General features: G+C 68.1%; 19 protein-coding genes. 5 read left to right on the top strand and 14 right to left on the bottom strand.

Annotated features, from left to right (window positions below; translation table 11 throughout):
• Positions 1–70: 70 nt before the first annotated feature.
• The 5 genes from BIX52_RS10120 to BIX52_RS10100 form a co-directional block, all read right to left on the bottom strand.
• Positions 71–1,192 carry a hypothetical protein gene (locus BIX52_RS10120; protein ID WP_075220946.1) on the bottom strand — a complete coding sequence of 374 codons (1,122 nt, stop codon included), beginning with the start codon at positions 1,190–1,192 and terminating at the stop codon, positions 71–73.
• Between the two features lie 249 nt (positions 1,193–1,441).
• On the bottom strand, positions 1,442–2,416 hold the full coding sequence (locus BIX52_RS10115; RefSeq protein WP_075220945.1) for an NAD-dependent epimerase/dehydratase family protein: 975 nt from the start codon (positions 2,414–2,416) through the stop codon (positions 1,442–1,444).
• 29 nt (positions 2,417–2,445) lie between these two features.
• Positions 2,446–3,648: an alpha-hydroxy acid oxidase gene (locus BIX52_RS10110; protein ID WP_083660156.1), complete on the bottom strand. Its 1,203-nt coding sequence runs from the start codon at positions 3,646–3,648 to the stop codon at positions 2,446–2,448.
• A 137-nt stretch (positions 3,649–3,785) separates the two neighbouring features.
• Positions 3,786–4,541: an acetoacetate decarboxylase gene (locus BIX52_RS10105; protein ID WP_075220944.1), complete on the bottom strand. Its 756-nt coding sequence runs from the start codon at positions 4,539–4,541 to the stop codon at positions 3,786–3,788.
• Positions 4,542–4,598: 57 nt separating this feature from the next.
• Positions 4,599–5,789, bottom strand: a complete 1,191-nt coding sequence (locus BIX52_RS10100; protein ID WP_075220943.1) for a DUF3734 domain-containing protein — start codon at positions 5,787–5,789, stop codon at positions 4,599–4,601.
• A 249-nt stretch (positions 5,790–6,038) separates the two neighbouring features.
• Between BIX52_RS10100 and BIX52_RS10095 the strand changes: the two genes are divergently transcribed.
• Positions 6,039–7,049: an ABC transporter substrate-binding protein gene (locus BIX52_RS10095; protein WP_075220942.1), complete on the top strand. Its 1,011-nt coding sequence runs from the start codon at positions 6,039–6,041 to the stop codon at positions 7,047–7,049.
• An 80-nt stretch (positions 7,050–7,129) separates the two neighbouring features.
• On the opposite strand, the gene BIX52_RS10090 is transcribed toward BIX52_RS10095, so the two are convergent.
• From BIX52_RS10090 to BIX52_RS10060, 7 genes are all read right to left on the bottom strand, one after another.
• Positions 7,130–7,987, bottom strand: coding sequence for an ABC transporter permease (locus tag BIX52_RS10090; RefSeq protein WP_083660155.1), 858 nt, complete (start codon positions 7,985–7,987; stop codon positions 7,130–7,132).
• A complete protein-coding gene (locus BIX52_RS10085) occupies positions 7,984–8,838 on the bottom strand; it encodes an ABC transporter ATP-binding protein (RefSeq protein WP_075220941.1) in 855 nt (284 codons plus the stop codon). The genes BIX52_RS10090 and BIX52_RS10085 overlap by 4 nt, the downstream gene beginning before the upstream one ends.
• A gap of 428 nt (positions 8,839–9,266) precedes the next feature.
• Positions 9,267–10,043 carry an SDR family NAD(P)-dependent oxidoreductase gene (locus BIX52_RS10080; protein WP_208990396.1) on the bottom strand — a complete coding sequence of 259 codons (777 nt, stop codon included), beginning with the start codon at positions 10,041–10,043 and terminating at the stop codon, positions 9,267–9,269.
• A 64-nt stretch (positions 10,044–10,107) separates the two neighbouring features.
• On the bottom strand, positions 10,108–10,938 hold the full coding sequence (locus BIX52_RS10075) for an SDR family NAD(P)-dependent oxidoreductase (protein ID WP_205647794.1): 831 nt from the start codon (positions 10,936–10,938) through the stop codon (positions 10,108–10,110).
• Positions 10,935–12,302: a TRAP transporter large permease gene (locus BIX52_RS10070; RefSeq protein WP_245803166.1), complete on the bottom strand. Its 1,368-nt coding sequence runs from the start codon at positions 12,300–12,302 to the stop codon at positions 10,935–10,937. The genes BIX52_RS10075 and BIX52_RS10070 overlap by 4 nt, the downstream gene beginning before the upstream one ends.
• Positions 12,299–12,871, bottom strand: a complete 573-nt coding sequence (locus BIX52_RS10065; RefSeq protein ID WP_075220938.1) for a TRAP transporter small permease subunit — start codon at positions 12,869–12,871, stop codon at positions 12,299–12,301. The genes BIX52_RS10070 and BIX52_RS10065 overlap by 4 nt, the downstream gene beginning before the upstream one ends.
• Before the next feature lie 196 nt (positions 12,872–13,067).
• Entirely contained in the window at positions 13,068–14,108 is a 1,041-nt protein-coding gene (locus BIX52_RS10060) for a TRAP transporter substrate-binding protein (protein WP_075220937.1), read from the bottom strand.
• Between the two features lie 156 nt (positions 14,109–14,264).
• Here BIX52_RS10060 and BIX52_RS10055 point away from each other — a divergent pair, with 156 nt between their 5' ends.
• The 3 genes from BIX52_RS10055 to BIX52_RS10045 all read left to right on the top strand — a co-directional run bounded on the left by BIX52_RS10055 (position 14,265) and on the right by BIX52_RS10045 (position 17,658).
• Entirely contained in the window at positions 14,265–15,098 is an 834-nt protein-coding gene (locus BIX52_RS10055; RefSeq protein ID WP_211098172.1) for an IclR family transcriptional regulator, read from the top strand.
• Between the two features lie 80 nt (positions 15,099–15,178).
• On the top strand, positions 15,179–16,807 hold the full coding sequence (locus BIX52_RS10050) for an acyl-CoA synthetase (protein WP_075220935.1): 1,629 nt from the start codon (positions 15,179–15,181) through the stop codon (positions 16,805–16,807).
• Positions 16,804–17,658: a PPC domain-containing DNA-binding protein gene (locus tag BIX52_RS10045; protein ID WP_139312749.1), complete on the top strand. Its 855-nt coding sequence runs from the start codon at positions 16,804–16,806 to the stop codon at positions 17,656–17,658. Before BIX52_RS10050 ends, BIX52_RS10045 begins: the two co-directional genes overlap by 4 nt.
• A gap of 22 nt (positions 17,659–17,680) precedes the next feature.
• Here the strand turns inward: BIX52_RS10045 and BIX52_RS10040 are convergent, their stop codons facing one another.
• Both BIX52_RS10040 and BIX52_RS10035 read right to left on the bottom strand, forming a co-directional pair.
• Entirely contained in the window at positions 17,681–18,358 is a 678-nt protein-coding gene (locus BIX52_RS10040) for a L,D-transpeptidase (protein WP_075220934.1), read from the bottom strand.
• 333 nt (positions 18,359–18,691) lie between these two features.
• Positions 18,692–19,045 carry a hypothetical protein gene (locus BIX52_RS10035; RefSeq protein WP_075220933.1) on the bottom strand — a complete coding sequence of 118 codons (354 nt, stop codon included), beginning with the start codon at positions 19,043–19,045 and terminating at the stop codon, positions 18,692–18,694.
• Positions 19,046–19,330: 285 nt separating this feature from the next.
• Between BIX52_RS10035 and arsH the strand changes: the two genes are divergently transcribed.
• Positions 19,331–20,041, top strand: a complete 711-nt coding sequence (arsH, locus tag BIX52_RS10030; protein ID WP_075221190.1) for an arsenical resistance protein ArsH — start codon at positions 19,331–19,333, stop codon at positions 20,039–20,041.

The raw sequence follows: 20,041 nt of genomic DNA, 5'->3' as shown, positions 1-20,041 counted from the left end.
CTCGGCCCTGCAGAGGCCGCCCTCAGCGCCGGGCGGTCTGTCACCCGAAAGGCCCGGCCCACACGGCGCGTCAGACCGACCCGGTCAGGCGGCCCACCTTCCGCACCACGTCCGCATAGCGCCGCGCGTCGAGCCGCTCCTTGACGCGCTCGACGATCAGCATCGTCTCGTAAAGGGAGAGGCCGGCGACCACCGCCACGCGCTCCATCGGCGTTCCGCTGTGGATGCCGTAGGCGACGACGGCTTCCTCACGCGTTAATCCGAACACGCTCATCAGGCGCGGCAGCACGGTGCGCATCCGCGTGTGATCGGTGGCGATGTAGAGGATCGCCGCAGCCTCGGCGTGGCGGTTGATGAGGAGGTCGGCCACGTTCTCGTGCTGAACCGGGGCGACGGTCAGGTAAAGATGCCCCAGCGGGCCGAAGTCCGACAATTTGACCGTCTGCACCGGCAAGACCCGCCGCGCGACCTGCCCCGCCACGGTCTCGACGATGCTGTCAGCATAGGGCGTGCGCCCGCGCAATATCCCGGCGCGGTCCACGAAGAGGCTTGTTTCGGGCAACAGGTTCTGGGCGGCGGCGTTGAGGTGCATCACCTTGCGCTCGCGCGAGAGGATCAGCGCGGCCGTCGGAATGGTGGCGAGCGACGTCTTCAGGCCCTCGGTCCAGGCATCTGTCGCCAGGTTCAGCACGCGCACCAGATGCGGCGTGAGCCTGCGCAACAGGTCGATCGTGCCGAGGTGAAGCTGATCGCTGACAGGTCCCGCCACATCCAGGGTGAGGACGATGTTGAACGTGCTGTCACCGCCGATGATGACGCCGCGGGACGAGGCCGGCGACAGGTCCTGCGGCTTCATGAATTCGTGGTAAAATTCCGTCTTCTCGATATATGATAGGTCCATGTGCGTCGGCGCGCTGGCAATTTCGAGCGGCTTCAGGCTGACCACGAGGTCCTTGAAGATGTTTCGTTCGCCCCAATAGGTCTCGAAGCTGTGGATAAATTCGGGATCGAGACCTTCGATGATCATCGAAGGCTGCGAAAAATCGAATTTATTGACCCGGCGGATGGTCACACCACTGCCGCCGGGCAACAGCTTGGCGAGCCTTCGCGCGACGTCGCGAAGCTGGCCCGCATCTGCCACGCTTGAATAAAGTGCGCTCAGGATGGCGTCGTAGTCATCAAGATCAATCATGCCTGAAAGAAAAATTGTGACCGGAAAATGGTTTGATCCATGCTAACCGCATTCTAAAGCGTTGACGAACTTTAATGTTCGTCAACTGCACCCGTGCATGGCTGCAACGCGCCGAATCAGACACAGCGCAACGTGATCGCCGGCGGCGCACCGCGTCGATGGGGTCGCTCACGTCTCAGCGGCGGATGTGCGTGTGTGGAGGTGGGCGCGATCGCGGCGGGTGAGACGGTCCGTGGCCCCCAGGCGGACTCACACGGGAAAAGGGCCGTCCGCAAACACCGTCTCGTGGTAGCCCTTGGAGCCGACCGTCAGGGCGAGGTCGCTGCCGATCGGCGAGCCGGCCGCAACCTGGGCGAGGATCGCCGCGAAATCCCAGCGTGGCCGCCAGCCAAGCCCTGCCAACGCGCGGGCGCTGTCGTAGACGCGGTCGAAGGTCGGCGCCATCGTCCACCCCGCCGCCGCGTAGACCGCCTCGAACTGCGGGAAGAGCCTCGCCACGACGCGGTGCGGGTCGCGCCTCAGGTCCGCCGTGTCGGCGCGGGAGAAGGGCGGCGGCGCGCTGACGATGTAGCGCTGGAAGCCCCGCCCCGCGGTCAGCGCGGCGATGTGGGCGGTGGCCGCATCCTCGAGGTCCACGCGGCGATAGAGAAACTCGTTCGCCTTGGCGTTTTCGGCACTCCACCGGGCGCGCACGGCGGCGCTGTCGTCGTCCTCCGGAAAGAACCGCGAGGTGCGAAGGACGGTGACGTTCATCTCGCCGCGCTGCGCGAAAAGGGCGGCGATGTCCTCCGCCACCGTCTTGGTGACACCGTAGATGTTCTTGGGGATCGGCCGGACGTTCTCGTCGATCCACGCCGCGGGCTCGTCCGGGCCGGGGTTCAGCGCGGCGCCGAACGCGCTCGTCGTACTGGTGAAGACGAAACGCGGCACACCGGCTTCCGCCGCCGCCTCCAACAGCGCCAGCGTGCCGGAAATGTTGACCTCGACGAAGTCGGCCTTGGTGTGGGTGACGACGTGCGGCTTGTGCAGCGTCGCCGTGTGGATCACCGCGTCCACCCCCACCATTGCCGCCCGCACCACGGCGGGATCGGCCACGGACCCGTTGATCGCGGTGAACGGCCCCGGCTTCACGTCGAGGCCGACGGGCTCGTGCCCCGCGGCGGGAAGGAGACGCATCAAGGCTTCGCCCAGATGGCCGGTGCTGCCGGTCACCAGAACGCGCATCGGCCGTCCCCTCCTTTGCTCGTCCGCCGTCAGGCGCCGACGGAGACGAGCGCTTCCTCGCGGGTCTCCTCCGCCACCGGCACGGGATGCGGCGCGCGGCCCCACACGTTGTGCGCGCCGACGGCGTTGATGTCCGTCTCGCCGCACAGCGCCATGGTGATGTCGAGCTCTTTCTTGATGATCTCGAGGGCGCGCGTCACCCCCGGCTCACCCGCGGCGCCGAGGCCGTGGATGAACGCCCGGCCGATCGACACCGCGTCCGCCCCCAGCGCCATCGCCTTGAGGACGTCCTGGCCGGAGCGGATGCCGCCGTCCATGTGGATCTCGATCTTGTCGCCCACCGCGTCGACGATCTCGGGCAGCATGTCGATCGACGCCGCCGCACCGTCGAGCTGGCGCCCGCCGTGGTTGGAGACGGTGATCGCATCCGCGCCCAGGCTGGCAGCGATCTTCGCATCCTCGACGTCGCCGACGCCCTTGAGGATCAGCTTGCCGCCCCAGCGCTCCTTCACCCACTCCACCGAGGACCAGTCGAGCGTCGGGTCGAACTGCTGCGCCGTCCACTCCGACAGCGAGCTCATGTCGTCGACACCCTTCACGTGGCCGACGATGTTGCCGAAATCGCGATGCTTGCAGCCGAGCATCTTCATGCACCAGGCCGGGCGGGCGAGAAGCTGGGCGATGACCTTCGGCGTCATCTTCGGCGGGGCGGACAGACCGTTGCGCAGATCCTTGTGGCGCTGGCCGAGGATCTGCAGGTCGAGCGTCAGCACGAGGGCCGAGCAGCCGGCGGCCTTGGCCCGTTCGATCAGGCTTGCGGCGAAAGCGCGGTCGCGCATCACGTAGAGCTGGAACCAGAACGGCTTGCCCGTCGCCGCCGCAACGTCCTCGATCGAGCAGATCGACATGGTGGACAGGGTGAACGGGACGCCGAACGCGTTGGCCGCGCGGGCGGCGAGGATCTCACCGTCCGGATACTGCATCCCGGTCATCCCGACCGGTGCCAGGTAGAGCGGCATGGAATAGTCTTCGCCCAGGATCTTCGCCGCGGTGCTGCGGTGGTCGATGTTGCGGGCGACGCGCTGGCGCAGTTTGATCGCGGCGAAGGCTTCCTCGTTGTCGCGGTAGGTGCCTTCGGTATAGGAGCCGGAATCGGCATAATCGTAGAACATCCGCGGCGTGAACCGGCGGTGCCGCTCGCGCAGGTCCGCGATGGTGAGATAAGGTGACACGGGAAACCTCCTGGCCGTTCCAGCCTTTTGCCACACCATAACCCACCTTTGAGATGACCGCACGCCGGGCACGCGGCCACCTCGCCGCGCCCCCCGCTCAATCGGTCCGCTCAGCCGGTCAGCGGCGAGGGCTGCGCTCAGTCGGCGAGATAGTCGAACACCACTTCGCCCAGCCCCAGCGTCAAATCGGCGATGTAGTGGCTGGCGGACACGACCTCGCGCACCGGCAGGCGCGCCACGTCGCACATCGCGTGTTCGAAGAATTGCAGCGCGGCCGGACCCGTCCACGCACCCTTCAAGGTCACGTCTTCCATGTAGTAGCGCACCAGCTCGCACACGCGGGCCGTACCGTCGACGTGCGGGATGATCTTCACCATGAAGGCCGGCTTCTCCATCCCCTTGCCGACGGCGGCGAGGTCGGCCTCCTGGTGCTTGTAGCCCATCGTCGCCACCACGCACGGGATGGTGCCATAGTGCAGCGTACACACCAGCGTTTCCGCCTCGTGGCGGATGACAGGCTTGGCGAGCTTCTTCGGAAAGCCCCACAGCTCGCGCCCGCCGGCGATGGGCGAGTTGTCGTCCAGATACATCGCGTGGACGTAGCCGCCCTCCTGCACCTCGCCCTCCGGCGTGGTGTAGCGCACCGGGATCACCTGGCCCGTCTCGGTATAGTCGCCGAAGCCCGTGGAGTCGGGCATGCGGATGAACTCGTAGGCCACGAGATCACCCACCGGCTCCAGCGGCTCAGGCACCATGGCCCGCACGATTTCGGGGTCCGTGCGATAGGTGATGACGATGAATTCGCGGTTGTAGAACTTGTAGGGCGGGCGCGGATAGGCTGGGTTGTGCAGCGGCATCGCGAAGGCATTGGCGCGAACGTCGGCGATCTTCATGAAAATGTCCTCGGAAGGGCGGGGAGCGGGTCCGGCGAAGGCGGGAAAAAGCGGGTGTCAGGTCCGGGTGGGGTCGGGCCGGGCGATATCGAATGTCGCCACCCCGTCGTCGCTGTCCGGCCGAGCGAGCGAGTCCGGGTGGTCCAGCGTGCGCACCATGTCGTCGTAGCCGGAGGCCCAATGCTCCTCCATCGTCAGGCGCGAGAACTCGTAGTCCTTTGACGCCCCTTCATAGTTGCGGGCGCGGTAGATGAGGTGGACGATCTGCGTCACCTTGTCGTCGGCCTCCGCCATCAGCTCGGCAAGGGCCGGGTCGGCGGCCAGCGCCTCGCGGTCGGGCAGCTCGTCCAACAGACGCATCAGGGCACGGCGCAGCCGCTGCATCTTCTTGTATTGGTCCGTCGCGGCGCGGGTGCGGCTGGAAAAGCGGATGTCCTTCTGGCGCACCTCCTGGGCGATGAGGTCCTTCGGCATCTCCCCGCGCGCGCTCCAAAGGTCGACCTGGAAGGCCAGCGTGTCGGTACGCGGCCGGTCCTGCAGCACCCATTGGAGCGGCGTGTTGGAGACGAGTCCGCCGTCCCAATAAGGCTCGCCATCGACGATCGTCGCCGGAAAGCCCGGCGGAAGCGAGCCGCTCGCCATCACGTGCTCGGGACCGATGGTGTGGGTGGCATTGTCGAAATAGACGAAGTTGCCCGAGCAGACGTTCACCGCGCCGACGCTGAAGCGCATCTCGCCGGCGTTGATCCTGTCGAAGTCGACCAGGCGCAGCAGCGTCGCGCGCAAGGGGGCGACATCGTAAAAGCTCTGCGCTTCAGGCGTGCCGGGGACGGCGAAGAAGGGCGGCCAAGGGCGCGGGCTGAAGAAGTCGGGCGCACCGCCGAGCAGCGTCCCGAAGGCCCGCGCCTGGTTCAACATCGAATGCGCGAAATCCCCTCGGGGCGGGCCGAACCCCATGTCGCGCCAAAAGTTCGCCGGCATGCCGAAGGGGGTGGCCGTCACGCTCTCCCAGAACGCCCGCAACGCCGCCACACGGTCCTCGGGCGCATTGCCTGCGATGAGAGCGGAGTTGATGGCGCCGATGGAAATTCCTGCGACCCAGTCCGGATGCAGGGCGCGCTCGGTCAGCGCTTCGTAGACGCCGGCCTGGTAGGAGCCAAGCGCCCCGCCGCCCTGAAGAAGTAACGCGATCCGGTCGAACGGCAGCCCGGTTCGGGCATGGGCGGTGTCCTTGGCCACAGTCGGCATGAAGCGGCGCCCTCCTTATGATTGAGTGCGACAACATAGGCCAATCTTTGCGGCCGTTAGGCAAGTGACGAAGCTGTCAAACGTGTCGTCGCAGAACGGTCATGTGCGGCATTGCGGCAGGGGCCGGTGGTCTCGTATTTGCATGCCATCGGCGCATCCGTCCGGCTGCGCCGCGCCCGCCGCGCGCCGGTCCGCCGCGTCAACCATGGGAGCACCCCCGCTTTGAATATTCGCCGCACGCTTTGCGCCTTGGCCGCCGGCACGGCCCTGTCCTTCTCCGCCTTCGCCGCCCACGCCCAGGACAAGACCGACGTCAGCTTCGTGCTCGACTGGGCCTGGCAGGCGATGCACGGCCCCTTCCTCATCGCCCTCGAGAAGGGCTACTATGAGGATGAAGGCCTCAACGTGACGATCGACCGCGGCTTCGGCTCGGGCGATACGATCTCCAAGGTCGCCGCCGCCGCTTACGACATCGGCTTTGCCGAGGGCACCGGCCTCTTCAAGTTCAACGCCGACAACCCGGAGGACAAGGTCCTCGAGGTGATGGTCATCAACGACCAGTCGCCCACCGGCGTCATCTCCATGAAGGAGACCGGGATCTCCGAGCCCGCGGACCTCGTCGGCAAGACGATCTCCGCCACGCAGAACGAGGCCACCGTCACCGTGTGGCCGGTCGTCGCCAAGCTGCACGGCCTCAGCCCGGACGACGTCGAGTTCCTCTACGTTGAGCCGAACCTGCGTGACGCGATGGTGCTGCAGGGTCAGGCGTCCGCCACCTTCGGCTTCAGCACCACGACCGTGCTCAACATGGTGCTGGCCGGTGTCGACCTCGACGACATCGCCTATTCCACCTTCGCCGAGTGGGGCGTGAAGCCCTATTCGTCGGGCATCCTGGTGAAAGAGTCCTTCGCGGCAGAGCACCCGGACGTGGTGAAAGGCTTCGTCGCCGCCACCATGAAGGGCCTCATCGACATGCTGGAGGATCCCACCGAAGGGCTGGAGCTTCTGAAGAAGCGCGAGCCGCTGGTGGACCTCGACGTCGAGGCGCAGCGCTGGGAGCTCGCCAAGGAGCTCTCCATCGTGACGCCCGACGTGATCGCCAACGGCATCTCCTCCGTCTCCGAGGAGCGCATGGCGACCGCCGCCGCGCAGATGGCCGAAGCCTACGGCCTCGACATCGACCCGGCCGAGGCGAACTACTTCGACGGCAGCTTCCTGCCGCCGCTGGAGGAGCGCCAGGTTCCGGACGCGGCGAAGTAAGCCTCGCGCTCATCCGCGCAAAAAAGAAGCGGCGCTCCTTTCGGGGCGCCGCTTTTTTTTCGTGGGACCACCGCTCGGGCTCAGCCGCCGCCGGCGTCGAAGCGCTGCGTCTGACCGCGCACGGCCCAGCCGGTGGTGCGCGTCTCGACCGCCGCGAAGACGGCGTAGATCGCGACGCCCATCGCCGCGACGACGATCAGTCCCGCGAACACCAGAGGCACGTCGAACCGGCTGGAGGCGTTCAGCATCAGGTAGCCGATGCCGGCGTTGGAGGCGATCGTCTCGGAGATGACCGAGCCGACGAGGGCGAGCGTGATCGCCACCTTCAACGAGGCGAAGAAGTAGGGCAACGAGCGCGGCAGGCCGACCTTGAAGAGGATCGTCCGGCGCGAGGCGCCGAGCGAGCGCAGAACGTCCTCAAGCTCCGGCTCCACCGTCGCCAAGCCCGCCGCAACGTTCACCGCGATGGGGAAGAAGGACAGCATAAACGCGGTGATGACCGCCGGAATGGTGCCGATGCCGAACCAGATGACGAGGATCGGCACGATGGCGACCTTCGGCACCGAGTTGAAGGCGATGAGGATCGGATAGAGCGCGCGGTACATCACCCGCGAATACCCGACCGCCACGCCCAGCAGCATGCCGCCCACCACGGCGAAGGCGAAGCCCAGGAGCGTGGTGTAGAGCGTCTGCCCGGCGTGCATCAGGATGACCTCCTTCCACTTCCAGAGGCTGGCGGCGATGTCGGTCGGCGCAGGCAGAACGAAGCGCTTGATGGAGAACACCCACACCGCGAGCTGCCAGACGACGAGGGTGCCCGCGGCGATCAGCCAGGGCGCGGAATTCTCGGTGACGAGGCGACGGCTCGGCGCCGGTGCGTCCGGCTCCAGCACGAGATCGGAGGCGTCGCTGTCGATCTTCTGGTCGATCTGGCTCATTGCGAAACCGCCTGCTGGGTGGTGCGCTCACGGCCGATGTGCTCGCGCAGCTCGTGAACGATGTCGACGAACTCCGGCTTGAACGTATCGTCGAGGGTGCGGGGGAAGCCGAAGGGCACCTCGCGCGTGGCGACGATGCGGCCGGGACGTGCGGACATGATGCGGATCGTCTCGGCGAGATAGACCGCCTCGCGCAGATCGTGCGTCACCAGGATGACGGTGAACTTCTCCTCCATCCAGAGCTTCTGCAGGACCGCCCAGAGCTCCTCGCGGGTGAAGGCGTCGAGCGCGGCGAACGGCTCGTCCAGCATCAGGAGGTCCGGCTGGTGGATGAGCGCGCGGCAGAGAGAGGCGCGCTGCTGCATGCCGCCGGACAATTCCCACGGATGACGGTTGCCGAAGCCCTTGAGGCCGACCGAGTCCAGCAGCCTCTCGGCCCGCTCCTCGTATTCCTTGCGGTTGGCGCGCAGGCGTCCCTTGTGAGGGTCGACGATCTCGAGCGGCAGCATCACGTTCTTCAGCGTGTTGCGCCAGGGGAGAAGGGTCGGGTTCTGGAAGGCCATGCCGGCGATCTTCAGCGGACCGTCGACGGATTTGCCGTCGACGCGGACCGAGCCGACGGTGGGGCGCATCAGCCCTGTGACGAGCTTCATGAGCGAGGACTTGCCGCAGCCGGACGGGCCGACGACGGCGACGAATTCGCCCTTGCGCACGTTGATCGTGGCGCCGCGCAGGGCGAGCGTGCGCGACGGACCGCTGCCATAAGCGAGGCTCACGGTGTCGATCTCGACGAAAGCGTCACGGCCGGGCGCTGCGGCGCCCGCCCCCGTGACAGGTTCGGCGATGGCCATAGGGCGGATATCCTCAAGGAACGAACGTTGCGTGATGGACGCAATGATTGCGCCATCCGGACCTGATCCTCATGGGGCGAATAGCAGCGGCCCCGCAAGCCCGCTGGGGGTTGAAACCCGCCCCAATCCGACCCGCGCCCGATCCCGTGTGACCCGGCCCCGTGCCGCCTGCCGCCGCCCGCGGCACCGCGCCGAAGAGGCGCCCCGCCGGAGCCTGTTCTTCGGAGCCGATCGTCGCTGAAGCCCGACCGGAGTGAAACGGCCCCGGCGCGCAAGGCCGTAGAGCCGAAGGCGTGCCTTGCGCGGCGGGGCCGTTTCGCTCAGGGCTTCTCAGCGACGTTCGGCTCTGAAGAACAGGCGGCCCGCCCTGTTCTTTGGTGAGATCCGAGCCCCCGCCCCTTTTCGCGCCCCCTCCCCCGCGCCGCGCCTCAGTGAGCCCCGGGCTTGTTCCCGTGCAGCACACCGGCGATCGTCATCCCGCCGTCGACGGGGATGTTCTGTCCGGTGATGTAGCCGGACTTGGCACCGTCGAGCAGGAACATCGCCGCGGCGGCGATTTCCGCCGGGGTGCCATAGCGCTCCATCGGCACGCGCTCGTTGTAGGCGGCGCGACTTTCGGGAGTGTGCATCGCCGCGACCATCGGCGTCTCGATCGGCCCCGGCGAAATCGTGTTCACGCGGATCCCGTATTTGGCCCACTCGATGGCCAGCACCCGCGTCATCGTCAGCACCGCGCCCTTGGAGGCGCCGTAGGCCACCCGGCCCGAGCTTCCCACCATGCCCGATACGGAGGCGATGTTGACGATCGCCCCGGCCTTGCGCGCCATCATGTGGCGCGCGGCGGCCCGCGCCACCGCAAACCCGCCGACGACGTTCACGTCGAGGATTGTGCGGAAGAGGTCGGTGGAGGTGTTGAAGGCGTCGATCTCCTTGGCGATGCCGGCGGAGTTCACCACGCCGTCGAGCGCGTGGCCCTCCGCCTCCAGCGCGTCCACCAGAGCGGTGACGGCGGCGTCGTCGGTCACATTGAGCGGGCGCACGACGAGACGGTCCCCGGCGGCGGAGAGTTCCTCGCGGCATCGGTCGAGCGTCGCCTGCGACACGTCCACCGCGATGGCGGTCCAGCCTTCGGCGAGCACCGCCTCGGTGACGGCGCGGCCGATGCCAGACGGGCCGCCGGTGATGAGGATCGTCTTCGCCATCATAGTCTCCGTTCTTGTCGCGGGTTCGGCGGGTCGCAGGGGTCGGCGGTTCGCAGGGGTCGGCGGCTCAGTGCGCGGCGTTTCCCATCAGGAGCGCGGTGCCGCCGTCGACGCGCAGGTCCACCCCGGTGATGAAGCCCGCCTCGTCGGAGGCGAGGAAGACGGCGGCGGCGGCGACGTCCCATGCGGTGCCCTGGCGCTTCATCGGCACCATGGCGGCGCGCCCGACGCGGATCGCCTCGTGGTCCGGCCCGGCGGCGTTGTAGGCCAGCATGTGCGGGGTATCGATCAACCCCGGAACGATGGTGTTGGAGCGCACGCCGCGCGCGGCATATTCGGCGGCGATGGAGCGCGACAGGCGGCACAGCGCGGCCTTCGACGTCTCGTAGCCGATGTAGGAATAGGGCCCATTGCGCTCGGCCGCGAGGGTGGAGACGAAGACGAAGGCCCCGCCCCCGTCCGCCTCGATCAGCGGGATCGTCGCCTGGGCCACGAGGAAGGCGGCGTCGAGGTTGAGGCCGTGGACGCGGCGCCAGTCCGCCAGCGGCGTATCCGCGATGCCGCCCTTGGTGGAGAAGCCGATGTTGAAGTGCAGCACGTCGAGCCCGCCGAGCGCATCGGCGGCCGCGTCCCTCACCGCCTCAGGCGCGCCGTCCACGGTGAGGTCGGCCGCGAGCACATGGGCGGTGCCGCCTTCGCTGCGGATGATGCCAGCCGTCTCCTCGGCGGCGGCCCGGTCGCGGTCGACGCAAAGCACGGCGGCGCCTTCGCGGGCGAAGAGCACGGCGGCCGCCTTGCCGTTGCCCCAACCCGGCCCCACCGACCCCGCGCCGATGACGGCCACGCGCTTTCCCTCGACCCGCCCCTTGCGCGTCGTCACCATGTCGGAACCGCTCATTGGGTCAAAACCTCGGGTAGCCACAGCACGATTTCGGGGAAGGCGATGCACAGGCCGAGCACCACGAGCTGCACCAGCACGAAGGGGATGATGCCCTTGTAGACGTCCGCCATGGAGATGACCGACCCCGCCGCGCCCTTGAGGTAGAAGAGCGCGAAGCCGAAGGGCGGCGTCAGGAACGAGGTCTGGAGGTTGAGCGCCACCAGGATCGCGAACCAGTAGATCATCTCCTGCGACGTCACGTGGTCGCCGAGGTCGAGCAGCGGCACCACCGGCGCGAAGATCGGCAGCATGATGAGCGTGATCTCGATCCAGTCGAAGAAGAAGCCCATGACGAAGATCATGCCCATCATCGCCATCAGCAGGCCCCAATCGCCGAAGGGCAGCGAGCGGGCCGTTTCGACGATGAAGTGCTCACCGCCGACGATGCGGAAGATGTAGGAGAAGGCCGTCGCGCCGACGAAGATGAAGAACAGCATGCCGAGCTGCTTCACCGAGGAATCCATGGCCGCGTTCAGCACCGGCCACGAGAGGCGGCCGCGCAGGAGGCCGAGCACCAGTGCCGCGAAGACGCCGACGCCCGACGCCTCGGTTGGCGTCGCGATGCCGCCGAGGATCGACCCCAGCACGGCGACGATGAGGACGAGAGGCGCCACCACGGACTTCGCGGTTTCGAGCCACAGCCCCGTGCGGTCCTCGCCGGTTGAGGGCGCCATCCGCGGCGCCACACCCGGCTGAAGCGCGCTCCTCACGACGATGTAGACGACATAGCACGCCGACAGCAGCAGCCCCGGCACCAAGGCGGCGATGAAGAGGTGGCCGAGCGAAACCGACAACAGGTCGCCCATGAAGACGAGCATGATGGACGGCGGGATGAGGATGCCGAGCGTCCCCGCCGAGGCCACGGTGCCGGCGGCAAGGCCCTTGCCGTAGCCGCGCTCCACCATCGTCGGCAGTGCCAGCACGGTCAGCATCACCACCGATGCGCCGATGATGCCGGTGGCGGCGGCGAGGATGGTGCCCATCATCACCACCGCCAGCGCCAGGCCCCCCGGCACAACGCGCATCAGCCGCTGCAAGGTCAGGAGCAGATCCTCGGCCAGGCGCGTCTTCTCCATGATGATGCCCATGAAGATGAACATGGGCGCTGCCACCAGAACCGCGTTCTCGATCGTGCCGGAGAAGATGCGGTTGGGGATGAGCGTCGCCTGGACGAGACGCATCTCGCCCGTCAACACGGCGATGATGCCGAAGACGAGGCTGATGCCCATCAGCATGATCGCCACCGGCGCGCCGGAGAAGAGCGCGACGACGAGGGACAGGAACATGGCGCCCGGCAGCAGCGCGGCGATGAACTCGGTCACGGCGCGGCCTCCGTTCCCGCGGCCGGCATCGCCTCTTCGCCGCCGAACGGGTCGGCCATCAGGTCCGGCCGCTTCAGCGCGACGATGGCGCGCAGCAGCACCGCAACGCCGCCCATGATGGTCAGCACCGCGCCGATGGGGATGGCGGATTTGATGATCCAGCGGTCCGACAGGCCGACGCCGCCGGAGCTTCCCTCCCCGCGCTCGAACGACCGCAGAGCGAAGTCGTAACCGTACCAGGCGAGCAGCGCCATGAAGGGGATGAGGAAGGCGAGGATCGCGAAGATCTCGATCCGCAGCTTCGCCCGATCGGAGAAGTTCGACGAGAACACGTCGATCCGCACGTGGGCGTTGTGGATGTAGGCGTAGCCGAAGCCGAGCACGGCAATGGCGCCGTGCAGGTGCCACTCCAGCTCCTGCAGCTTGAACGAGCCGGTGGAGAAGAAGCGCCGGCCGATCACGTCGTAGAGGATGACCGCCATCAGAACGAGGAGCGTGAACCCCAGGAGCTTGGCGACCACCCGGCACGGGAAGGCCATGACGTTGGCGATGATGAGGAGAGACTGCATGGCACTCGCTGGAGCCTCACCCGCGGCGCGTGGCGGCGGGCGGCTCTGGTCCGGCATTGCATCGAAGTGGCGCTAGGAAGACGGGCGCCGGGCGGTCGCGGCGCGTGAGGCTCCGCCCGGCAGCAGTCGCGCGAACGGTGTCACGTGTCGCGTGGGAGGGGGCGCCGCACCGCGGCACCCCGCCTCCCGCCGCGGCTTACTGCACGTAGCCGATTTCGGCCCACTTGGCGTAGTTGGCGCGGAAGTCGGACAGGCTTTCCCAGGCGCGCTTGAAGTCGGGGTCGGCGGCGGTCTGCTCGGCCACGACCTCGTCCCACGCGCCCTTGAAGGCGGCCATCATCTCGTCGTTCCACTTGTGGACGTTGGCGCCGGCGGCCTCCAGATCGGCGAGCGGCTGGAGCTGCTCGGCCTCACCGCGGGCGGAGGTCATCGCGACGTTGGCGGCGCACGCCATCTCGATCGCCGCCTGGTGCTCGTCGGACAGGCCGTCCCACGCGTCCTGGTTGATGATGAAGGTGATCAGCGAGGTCTGCTGATGCCAGCCGGGGAAGTAATATTCGCTGGCGTACTCGTTCATGCCGAGCTGCTTGTCGATCAGCGGGAAGGACAGCTCCGCCGCGTCGATGGTGCCGAGGCGCAGGCCCGTCATCGTATCGGCGACCGGCATCGACTGGGCTTCCACGCCGAGCTTCTGCATCACTGCCGCGCCGAGGCCGAAGATGCGCATCTTCAGGCCCTGAAGGTCGGCCGGGGTGTTGATTTCCTTGGCGAACCAGCCCGACGCCTCGGGCACCAGGATGGTGCACAGCTCGGTGTGGATGTTGTACTTGGCGGTGATGTCCGCCCACAGCTCCTTGCCGCCGCCATAATACCACCAGGCGGTATATTCACGCACGTCAGGCCCGAACGGGACGGCGGTGAAGATGCCCGCCGACGGGATGATCCCTTGCGCGAAGCCGGGCGAATACCACCCGGCGTCCACCGCGCCGGTGGAGATGGCGTCCCACATCTCGTTGCCGCCGACGATGGCGTTCGGCTCGTTGAACTCGATTTCGAGGTCGCCGCCGGTCAGCCGCTTCACCTGCTCGGTGAGCTTCACGCCCGTGTCGCCGAGAAGCGGCAGGGTCGACGGGTAGATCGACTGCATGACGAGCGTGTCGGCACGCGCGCCGGACGCCCCGAGAGCGGTGGCCGCAAAGGCAAAGGCGGCGACGAGCGCCGTGCCGGTCTTGTTCATGGAACCTCCCCAAAAGGCCTATGTTTTTCGCGATCTAAGCCGCGCTTGATCCACATTGTGGACATCGTTCTATTCAAGATAACGGAACGATTAAGCCGAATGCAAGCCGCTTATTGAGTTGATTAAAGAATGTCCTTATGCCGACATTGAGACGTCATGCGGGACACCATCCACACTATGGACACCACCCTGCCCGATCCGGATAGCCGCGGCGGCGCGCAGAGCGTCGACCGGGCGCTGGCGCTGTTGTCGCGCATCTCACGCGCAGGGCGCGGCGTGTCGATCGGCACCCTGGTGGCCGAGACGGGGCTGAGCCGGCCGACCGTGCGCCGCCTGCTGCTGGCCCTCATCCGCGCCGGTCTCGTCGAGCAGGACGAGACGAGCCGTGACTATGCGCTGGGGCCGGAAGCCTACCTCGTCGGCGTGATGGCGCAGCGGCGGTTCGACCTGGTGGACCTCGCGATCGACAGTTTGGTGAAACTGTCCGAGATCAGCGGCGATACCTCGTTTCTGACGCTGCGGCGCGGGGCGCACGGCGTGTGCATGCACCGCGAGGATGGTGACTTTCCGATCCGCACGCAGGCGCTGCAGGTGGGCGACCGGCACCCGCTCGGTATCGGGGCGGGGTCGCTCGCCATCCTCGCCGCGCTGGGGGCCGAGGAAGCGGAAGCCGCCCTGGCACAGAATGCCTGCGCCCTTTCGAGCCATTATCCCAGCTACTCCGTCGCCCTGGTGCGCACTCTCGTTGCCGAGACGCGGGCGCGCGGCTACGCGCTCAATCCCGGGCTCAACGTCGCCAACTCATGGGGCATCGGCGTGCCGCTGAGGGCGCCCGGCGGAGCGGTCATCGGCGCCTTCTCGATCGCCGCGCTCGACGTGCGGCTGGGGCCGGACCGGCAGCGCGAGCTCGTGACGCTCTTGACCCGCCAGGCCGCCACCTTCGAGGCCCGCTTCGCCCGGCGCCTGCCCGCGATGGCCCCCGCAGGCTGACAAGCCCGACCGACATCCCGCGCCAGGCGCGGCCCCTTTCCAACGCCTGACACATGACAACAAAAACCGGGAGGACAGGCATGAACGAGACGACAGGGGGCGCGCCCAAAGGCGGCGTCGCCCCCATCACCCGGCGGGTGATGAACCTTTCCCACATCCTGCGCCAGAACGCCCGGCGCTTCCCCAGCGAAATCGGCTTCGTCTGGGGCGAGGCGACATGGACGTGGGCCGAGATGAACGCCCGCGTCGACGCCATGACCTCCGCGCTCCGGGCGCACGGCGTCGCCAAGGGCGACCGCGTTCTGGTCCAGTCCAAGAACTGCAACCAGATGTTCGAGGCGATGTTCGCGATCTTCCGCGCGGGCGCCGTCTATGTTCCGACCAACTACCGCCAGACCCCGGACGAGGTCGCCTACCTCGCCACCGCGTCCGGCGCCACGCTCCTCCTCTGCCACGCCGCCTTTCCGGCCCATGCCGCAGCGATCCGCGCGGCCGCGCCGGCGATCCGCGCCACCATCTCCATCGGCCCGTCGGACTTCGGCGAGGATTACGAGGCGCTGGTGGAGCGCCACGCCGGCGCCGCGACCGAGGTGGAGCCGGTCGAGTATGACGATCCGTGCTGGTTCTTCTTCACCTCAGGGACCACGGGGCGGCCGAAGGCGGCGGTGCTCACCCACGGCCAGATGGCCTTCATCATCACCAACCACCTCGCCGACTTGATGCCGGGCTACACCAACGCCGATGCCTCGCTGGTGGTCGCCCCCCTCTCCCACGGTGCGGGCGTGAACCAGCTCGTCGTCGCGGCGCGCGGCGGCAAGTCCATCCTCCTGCCGGGCGAGCGGCTCGACGTGGAAGAGGCGTGGCGGCTCGTCGAAGCGTGGAAGGTCACGAACATCTTCACCGTACCGACGATCGTCAAAATCCTGACCGAGCATCCGGCGGTCGACCGTTACGACCATTCCTCGGTGAAGACCGTCATCTATGCCGGGGCGCCGATGTACCGGGAGGATCAGAAATTCGCCCTCGCCAAGCTCGGCAAGGTGATGATCCAATATTTTGGCCTCGGCGAGGTGACGGGCTGCATCACCGTGCTGCCGCAGGCGCTGCACGCGCCGGACGACGGGCCGGGCGTGAAGGTCGGCACCTGCGGCTTCGAGCGGACGGGCATGGAAATGCAGATCCAGGACGCCGCCGGCAACGAGCTCCCCACCGGCGAGGCTGGCGACATTTGCGTCATCGGCCCCGGCGTGTTCGCGGGCTACTACGATAACCCGGAGGCCAACGTGAAGTCGTTCCGGAACGGCTGGTTCGTCACCGGCGACATCGGCTACGTCGACGCGGAGGGGTTCCTCTTCATCACCGGGCGCGCGTCGGACATGTACATTTCCGGCGGCTCCAACGTGTACCCGCGCGAGATCGAGGAGCTGCTGCTGACCCACCCCACGGTAAAGGAGGTGGCGATCATCGGCGTGCCGCATCCCAAGTGGGGCGAGGTGGGTCTCGCGGTCGTCAGCCCCGCGGAGGGCGCCACGTTGGACGCCGCCGTGCTCGCCGCGCACATCGACGGCAAGCTGGCACGCTACAAGCTCCCCGCCCGCTACGTCTTCCTCGATGAGATGCCCAAGACCGGCTACGGCAAGATCGCCAAGAAGCTGGTGCGCGAGACGCTGGACGAGATGGGACTGTTGACCGAGAAGGCAGGCGCATGAGCCGGGCGTCGCGAATTACCCATCCGGGACCGCGCGGCGCGGTGCGCCAGCATGTGGTCCCGGGACATGTGCGGCGCGTCGCTCTGCCGCTCGCCAAGGGGCGCATTCTGATGGAGGCGGTGGCCGAGGCGATGGACGGCCTTGGCTGCGACAGCGCCATGCTGGTGCTGGACGGGCTGGTGCTCGGCCCCTACCGCTACGTGATGCCCCGCTTCGGCTCGCCCGACGGGGTGCGCGTCGCCTGGTACAGCGATACCCACGAAGGGGAAGGCGCGGTGCTGGAACACGCCGTCGCCTCGGTCGGCCGCAAGGAGGGGGCGTGGCTGCTCCACTGCCATGCGGTATGGGACGACAACACCCGCTCCGGCCACCTTCTGCCGGATCAGGTGACGATCGGCGCCGACTGCACGGTCACCGCCTTCGCCTTCACCGGCGGCCTGTTCGACGTCACCGCCGACGACGAGACTGCCTTCTCGTTCTTCCGCGCCCGGCCCGGCGGCACGGCGGCGGGGCCGGTGAACGCTCTCATCGCCACCCTCGCCCCGTTCGAGGATCTGGTGACGGTGATGCCTGACCTTGCCGCCCCGCTCGGCGACCCACTGGGCGGCCCACTGGGCGGCAGTGAGGCGCCGCTCTACGGCCTCGGCTCCATCATCGGCGCCGACTTCACCGCGGGGCCTTCCATGGAAAGCCTCGCCTCGGAGGTGCTGACGCTGCCGGGCGCCACGGCGGGGCGCATCCCGCTCCACTGCGTCGACCCGGACGGGGGGATGTTCCGCGGCGATCTCGTCCCCGGCGGAGGCCCGGTGTTGATCACCTTCGAGCTGATGTTGACGGCGCCGGGAGTCTGACCCGGCGCCGCATCCCGCTCGCTCAGACGCCGAGGGACTGCGAGGGCGGGCGCACCACGACCCGCGTCCCGTTCGGCACGCGATCATAAAGGTCGATGATGTCCTGGTTGATGAGCCGCACGCAGCCGGAGGAGACGGCGCGGCCGATCGAGTAGGCCTCCTGCGTGCCGTGCAGACGGTAGAGCGTGTCGCGCCCGTTCTGGAACAGGTAGAGGGCGCGCGCCCCAAGCGGGTTGCCGAGGCCCGGCTCCATACCGTTGCGGTATTTCTCGAGCTCGGGCTCGCGGGCGATCATCTCGGCCGGAGGCGTCCACGTCGGCCACTGGCGCTTGAAGGGAATGACCGCCTCGCCGTTCCACGAGAACCCGTCACGGCCGATGCCGACGCCGTAGCGCATCGCTCGGCCGCCCTCCATGACGAGGTAGAGGTAGCGCGCGCCCGTGTCGACGACGATGGTGCCGGGCCGCTCGCCGGTCGGATCGTCGACGATGCGGCGCCAATATTGCGGCTCGATCTTCGTCAGGTCGACGGCGGGGAGCGGGAAGCGCTCGTCCGGGCGCGGCCCGTACATGGCGACCACGTCTGCCGGAATCACCCTGCGGCCGGGCACGACGGTTTCCTGAGGCGCCGCCATCTGACAGCCGGCGAGGGTGGTGGCGCCGAGGCCGAGCGCGAAGGTGCGGCGGTTGAGGAGCGTCATCGCGCGCCCTCCCCGGCTCGCGTCGCGGACACTTCGGTCACGGCATGGGTTCGCCAGCGTTCGGCGGGCCGGCGCATCGAAATCGGGTGTGTCATCGTCGTCTTTCCGTGTCTCCCGCAGGCCGTGCGGACCTGTTGCGGGCGCGCGCCCGGTCGGCTGCGCCTGTGACTGTTTGGAAGGTGTGAGATCGCTGGGAGGCGGCCGGCGCTCACGGGCACCGTATCGGCGGCGCGGTTCAACGCCACGGACGGTGCGCGCGCGGGACAAAGGCCGCGCCGTGCCTCCGGTTCACGCTGCGTGAACGGGGCCGGACAGGCCGCTCGCCAACGCCGTTCAGGCGGTGGTTCGGGGCGGTGGCGGGTCGGTCGCCGTGGTGTGGACTGAAAGGCCCGGCTCCTCCACGGGGATGCCGGTGCTGCGCTGACGGGGCGGAAGGCTCGGCACGCTTGGCAGGATCGCGGCGAGGGCCGTGGTGCAAAAGCTGGTGGATGCGAGGCAGCGCAGCTTGTCCCGGACCACGCGCTCGGCACATTCTGCGGTGACGCAGGTGCCCCCGGCGCCGACAGCCTCGACCACGGCGCGCTGCACTTTGGCGATCTTCCCGGACAGCGCGGCCGACGTCATCGGCGGTGCAGCCACCAGTCCGGCGAGGACGATCACGGTCAGAAGGATCGGAACAATACGCATACGGGGCCAGTATGGGTGCCGTCCGCCCGAAGTCAACGCGCCGACGGCGATGTGACCCGCGCGGCGCGGGCAGCGGGCCCGGTGCTGTGTCCGCAAGAGCGCAGCAGCGCCGCAGCACGCGAAAATGCCGCAGCGATGCCGATCCCCCGCAGCGCGGCACGCTAGCCATCGGGCGGCGGCGGCCACGCGCATAGCGGCCCCGCACTGGACTGTGACGGCCGCCGCGTCAATTCTCCCCCCGCCGCGCAGCAGCCGCCCCACGAACAGCCGAGACCCGCCGTGCCGATCGACGACCTGCCGAACATCGACGCCGACAGCCTGACGCCGATCAACCCGGCCCTCTACGCCGCGCCGGGCGACGACGGCCACCCGCCGCGCGTCCTCATCCTCTACGGCTCGCTGCGGCCGGTCTCCTACTCGCGCCTCGCCGCAGAGGAGGCTGCGCGGCTCCTCACCTGGTTCGGCGCGGAGGTGAAGATCTTCGACCCCGCGGGCCTGCCGCTGCCGGACGGCGCCCCCGCCGACCAGCCCAAGGTGCAAGAGCTGCGCGACCTCGCCATCTGGTCCGAGGCGATGGTCTGGTCGAGCCCCGAGCGGCACGGCGCCATGACCGGCATCATGAAGGCACAGATCGACTGGATCCCGCTCGCCGCCGGCGCGGTGCGGCCGACCCAGGGCAAGACGCTCGCCGTGATGCAGGTGTGTGGCGGATCGCAGAGCTTCAACGCGGTCAACCAGATGCGCATTCTGGGCCGCTGGATGAGGATGATCACCATCCCCAACCAGTCCTCCGTCGCCAAGGCGTGGTCGGAATTCGGCGAGGACGGCCGGATGCTGCCGTCCGCCTACTATAACCGCATCGTCGATGTGATGGAGGAGCTGGTGAAGTTCACGCTGATGACCCGCGCCCGCTCCGCCGCCCTGACCGACCGCTATTCGGAGCGGGTCGAGAGCGCGGCGGAACTCTCCAAGCGGGTCAACCAGCGCAGCATCTGA

It is taken from the genome of Acuticoccus yangtzensis (assembly GCF_001927245.1).
Classification (GTDB): domain Bacteria; phylum Pseudomonadota; class Alphaproteobacteria; order Rhizobiales; family Amorphaceae; genus Acuticoccus; species Acuticoccus yangtzensis.
Note: the sequence above shows the minus strand (reverse complement) of the source record. Positions and strands in the feature narration are given on the sequence as shown.

What these genes read in the sequence shown, in the direction of transcription:
- BIX52_RS10120 (WP_075220946.1), bottom strand. Translation starts at nt 1,192, where the DNA reads ATGATTGATCTTGATGACTACGACGCCATCCTGAGCGCACTTTATTCA.
- BIX52_RS10045 (WP_139312749.1), top strand. Translation starts at nt 16,804, where the DNA reads ATGAGCCGGGCGTCGCGAATTACCCATCCGGGACCGCGCGGCGCGGTG.
- BIX52_RS10075 (WP_205647794.1), bottom strand. Translation starts at nt 10,938, where the DNA reads ATGAGCGGTTCCGACATGGTGACGACGCGCAAGGGGCGGGTCGAGGGA.
- BIX52_RS10115 (WP_075220945.1), bottom strand. Translation starts at nt 2,416, where the DNA reads ATGCGCGTTCTGGTGACCGGCAGCACCGGCCATCTGGGCGAAGCCTTG.
- BIX52_RS10105 (WP_075220944.1), bottom strand. Translation starts at nt 4,541, where the DNA reads ATGAAGATCGCCGACGTTCGCGCCAATGCCTTCGCGATGCCGCTGCAC.
- BIX52_RS10090 (WP_083660155.1), bottom strand. Translation starts at nt 7,987, where the DNA reads ATGAGCCAGATCGACCAGAAGATCGACAGCGACGCCTCCGATCTCGTG.
- BIX52_RS10100 (WP_075220943.1), bottom strand. Translation starts at nt 5,789, where the DNA reads ATGCCGACTGTGGCCAAGGACACCGCCCATGCCCGAACCGGGCTGCCG.
- BIX52_RS10035 (WP_075220933.1), bottom strand. Translation starts at nt 19,045, where the DNA reads ATGCGTATTGTTCCGATCCTTCTGACCGTGATCGTCCTCGCCGGACTG.
- BIX52_RS10085 (WP_075220941.1), bottom strand. Translation starts at nt 8,838, where the DNA reads ATGGCCATCGCCGAACCTGTCACGGGGGCGGGCGCCGCAGCGCCCGGC.
- BIX52_RS10050 (WP_075220935.1), top strand. Translation starts at nt 15,179, where the DNA reads ATGAACGAGACGACAGGGGGCGCGCCCAAAGGCGGCGTCGCCCCCATC.
- BIX52_RS10080 (WP_208990396.1), bottom strand. Translation starts at nt 10,043, where the DNA reads ATGATGGCGAAGACGATCCTCATCACCGGCGGCCCGTCTGGCATCGGC.
- BIX52_RS10055 (WP_211098172.1), top strand. Translation starts at nt 14,265, where the DNA reads ATGCGGGACACCATCCACACTATGGACACCACCCTGCCCGATCCGGAT.
- BIX52_RS10040 (WP_075220934.1), bottom strand. Translation starts at nt 18,358, where the DNA reads ATGACGCTCCTCAACCGCCGCACCTTCGCGCTCGGCCTCGGCGCCACC.
- BIX52_RS10065 (WP_075220938.1), bottom strand. Translation starts at nt 12,871, where the DNA reads ATGCAGTCTCTCCTCATCATCGCCAACGTCATGGCCTTCCCGTGCCGG.
- BIX52_RS10060 (WP_075220937.1), bottom strand. Translation starts at nt 14,108, where the DNA reads ATGAACAAGACCGGCACGGCGCTCGTCGCCGCCTTTGCCTTTGCGGCC.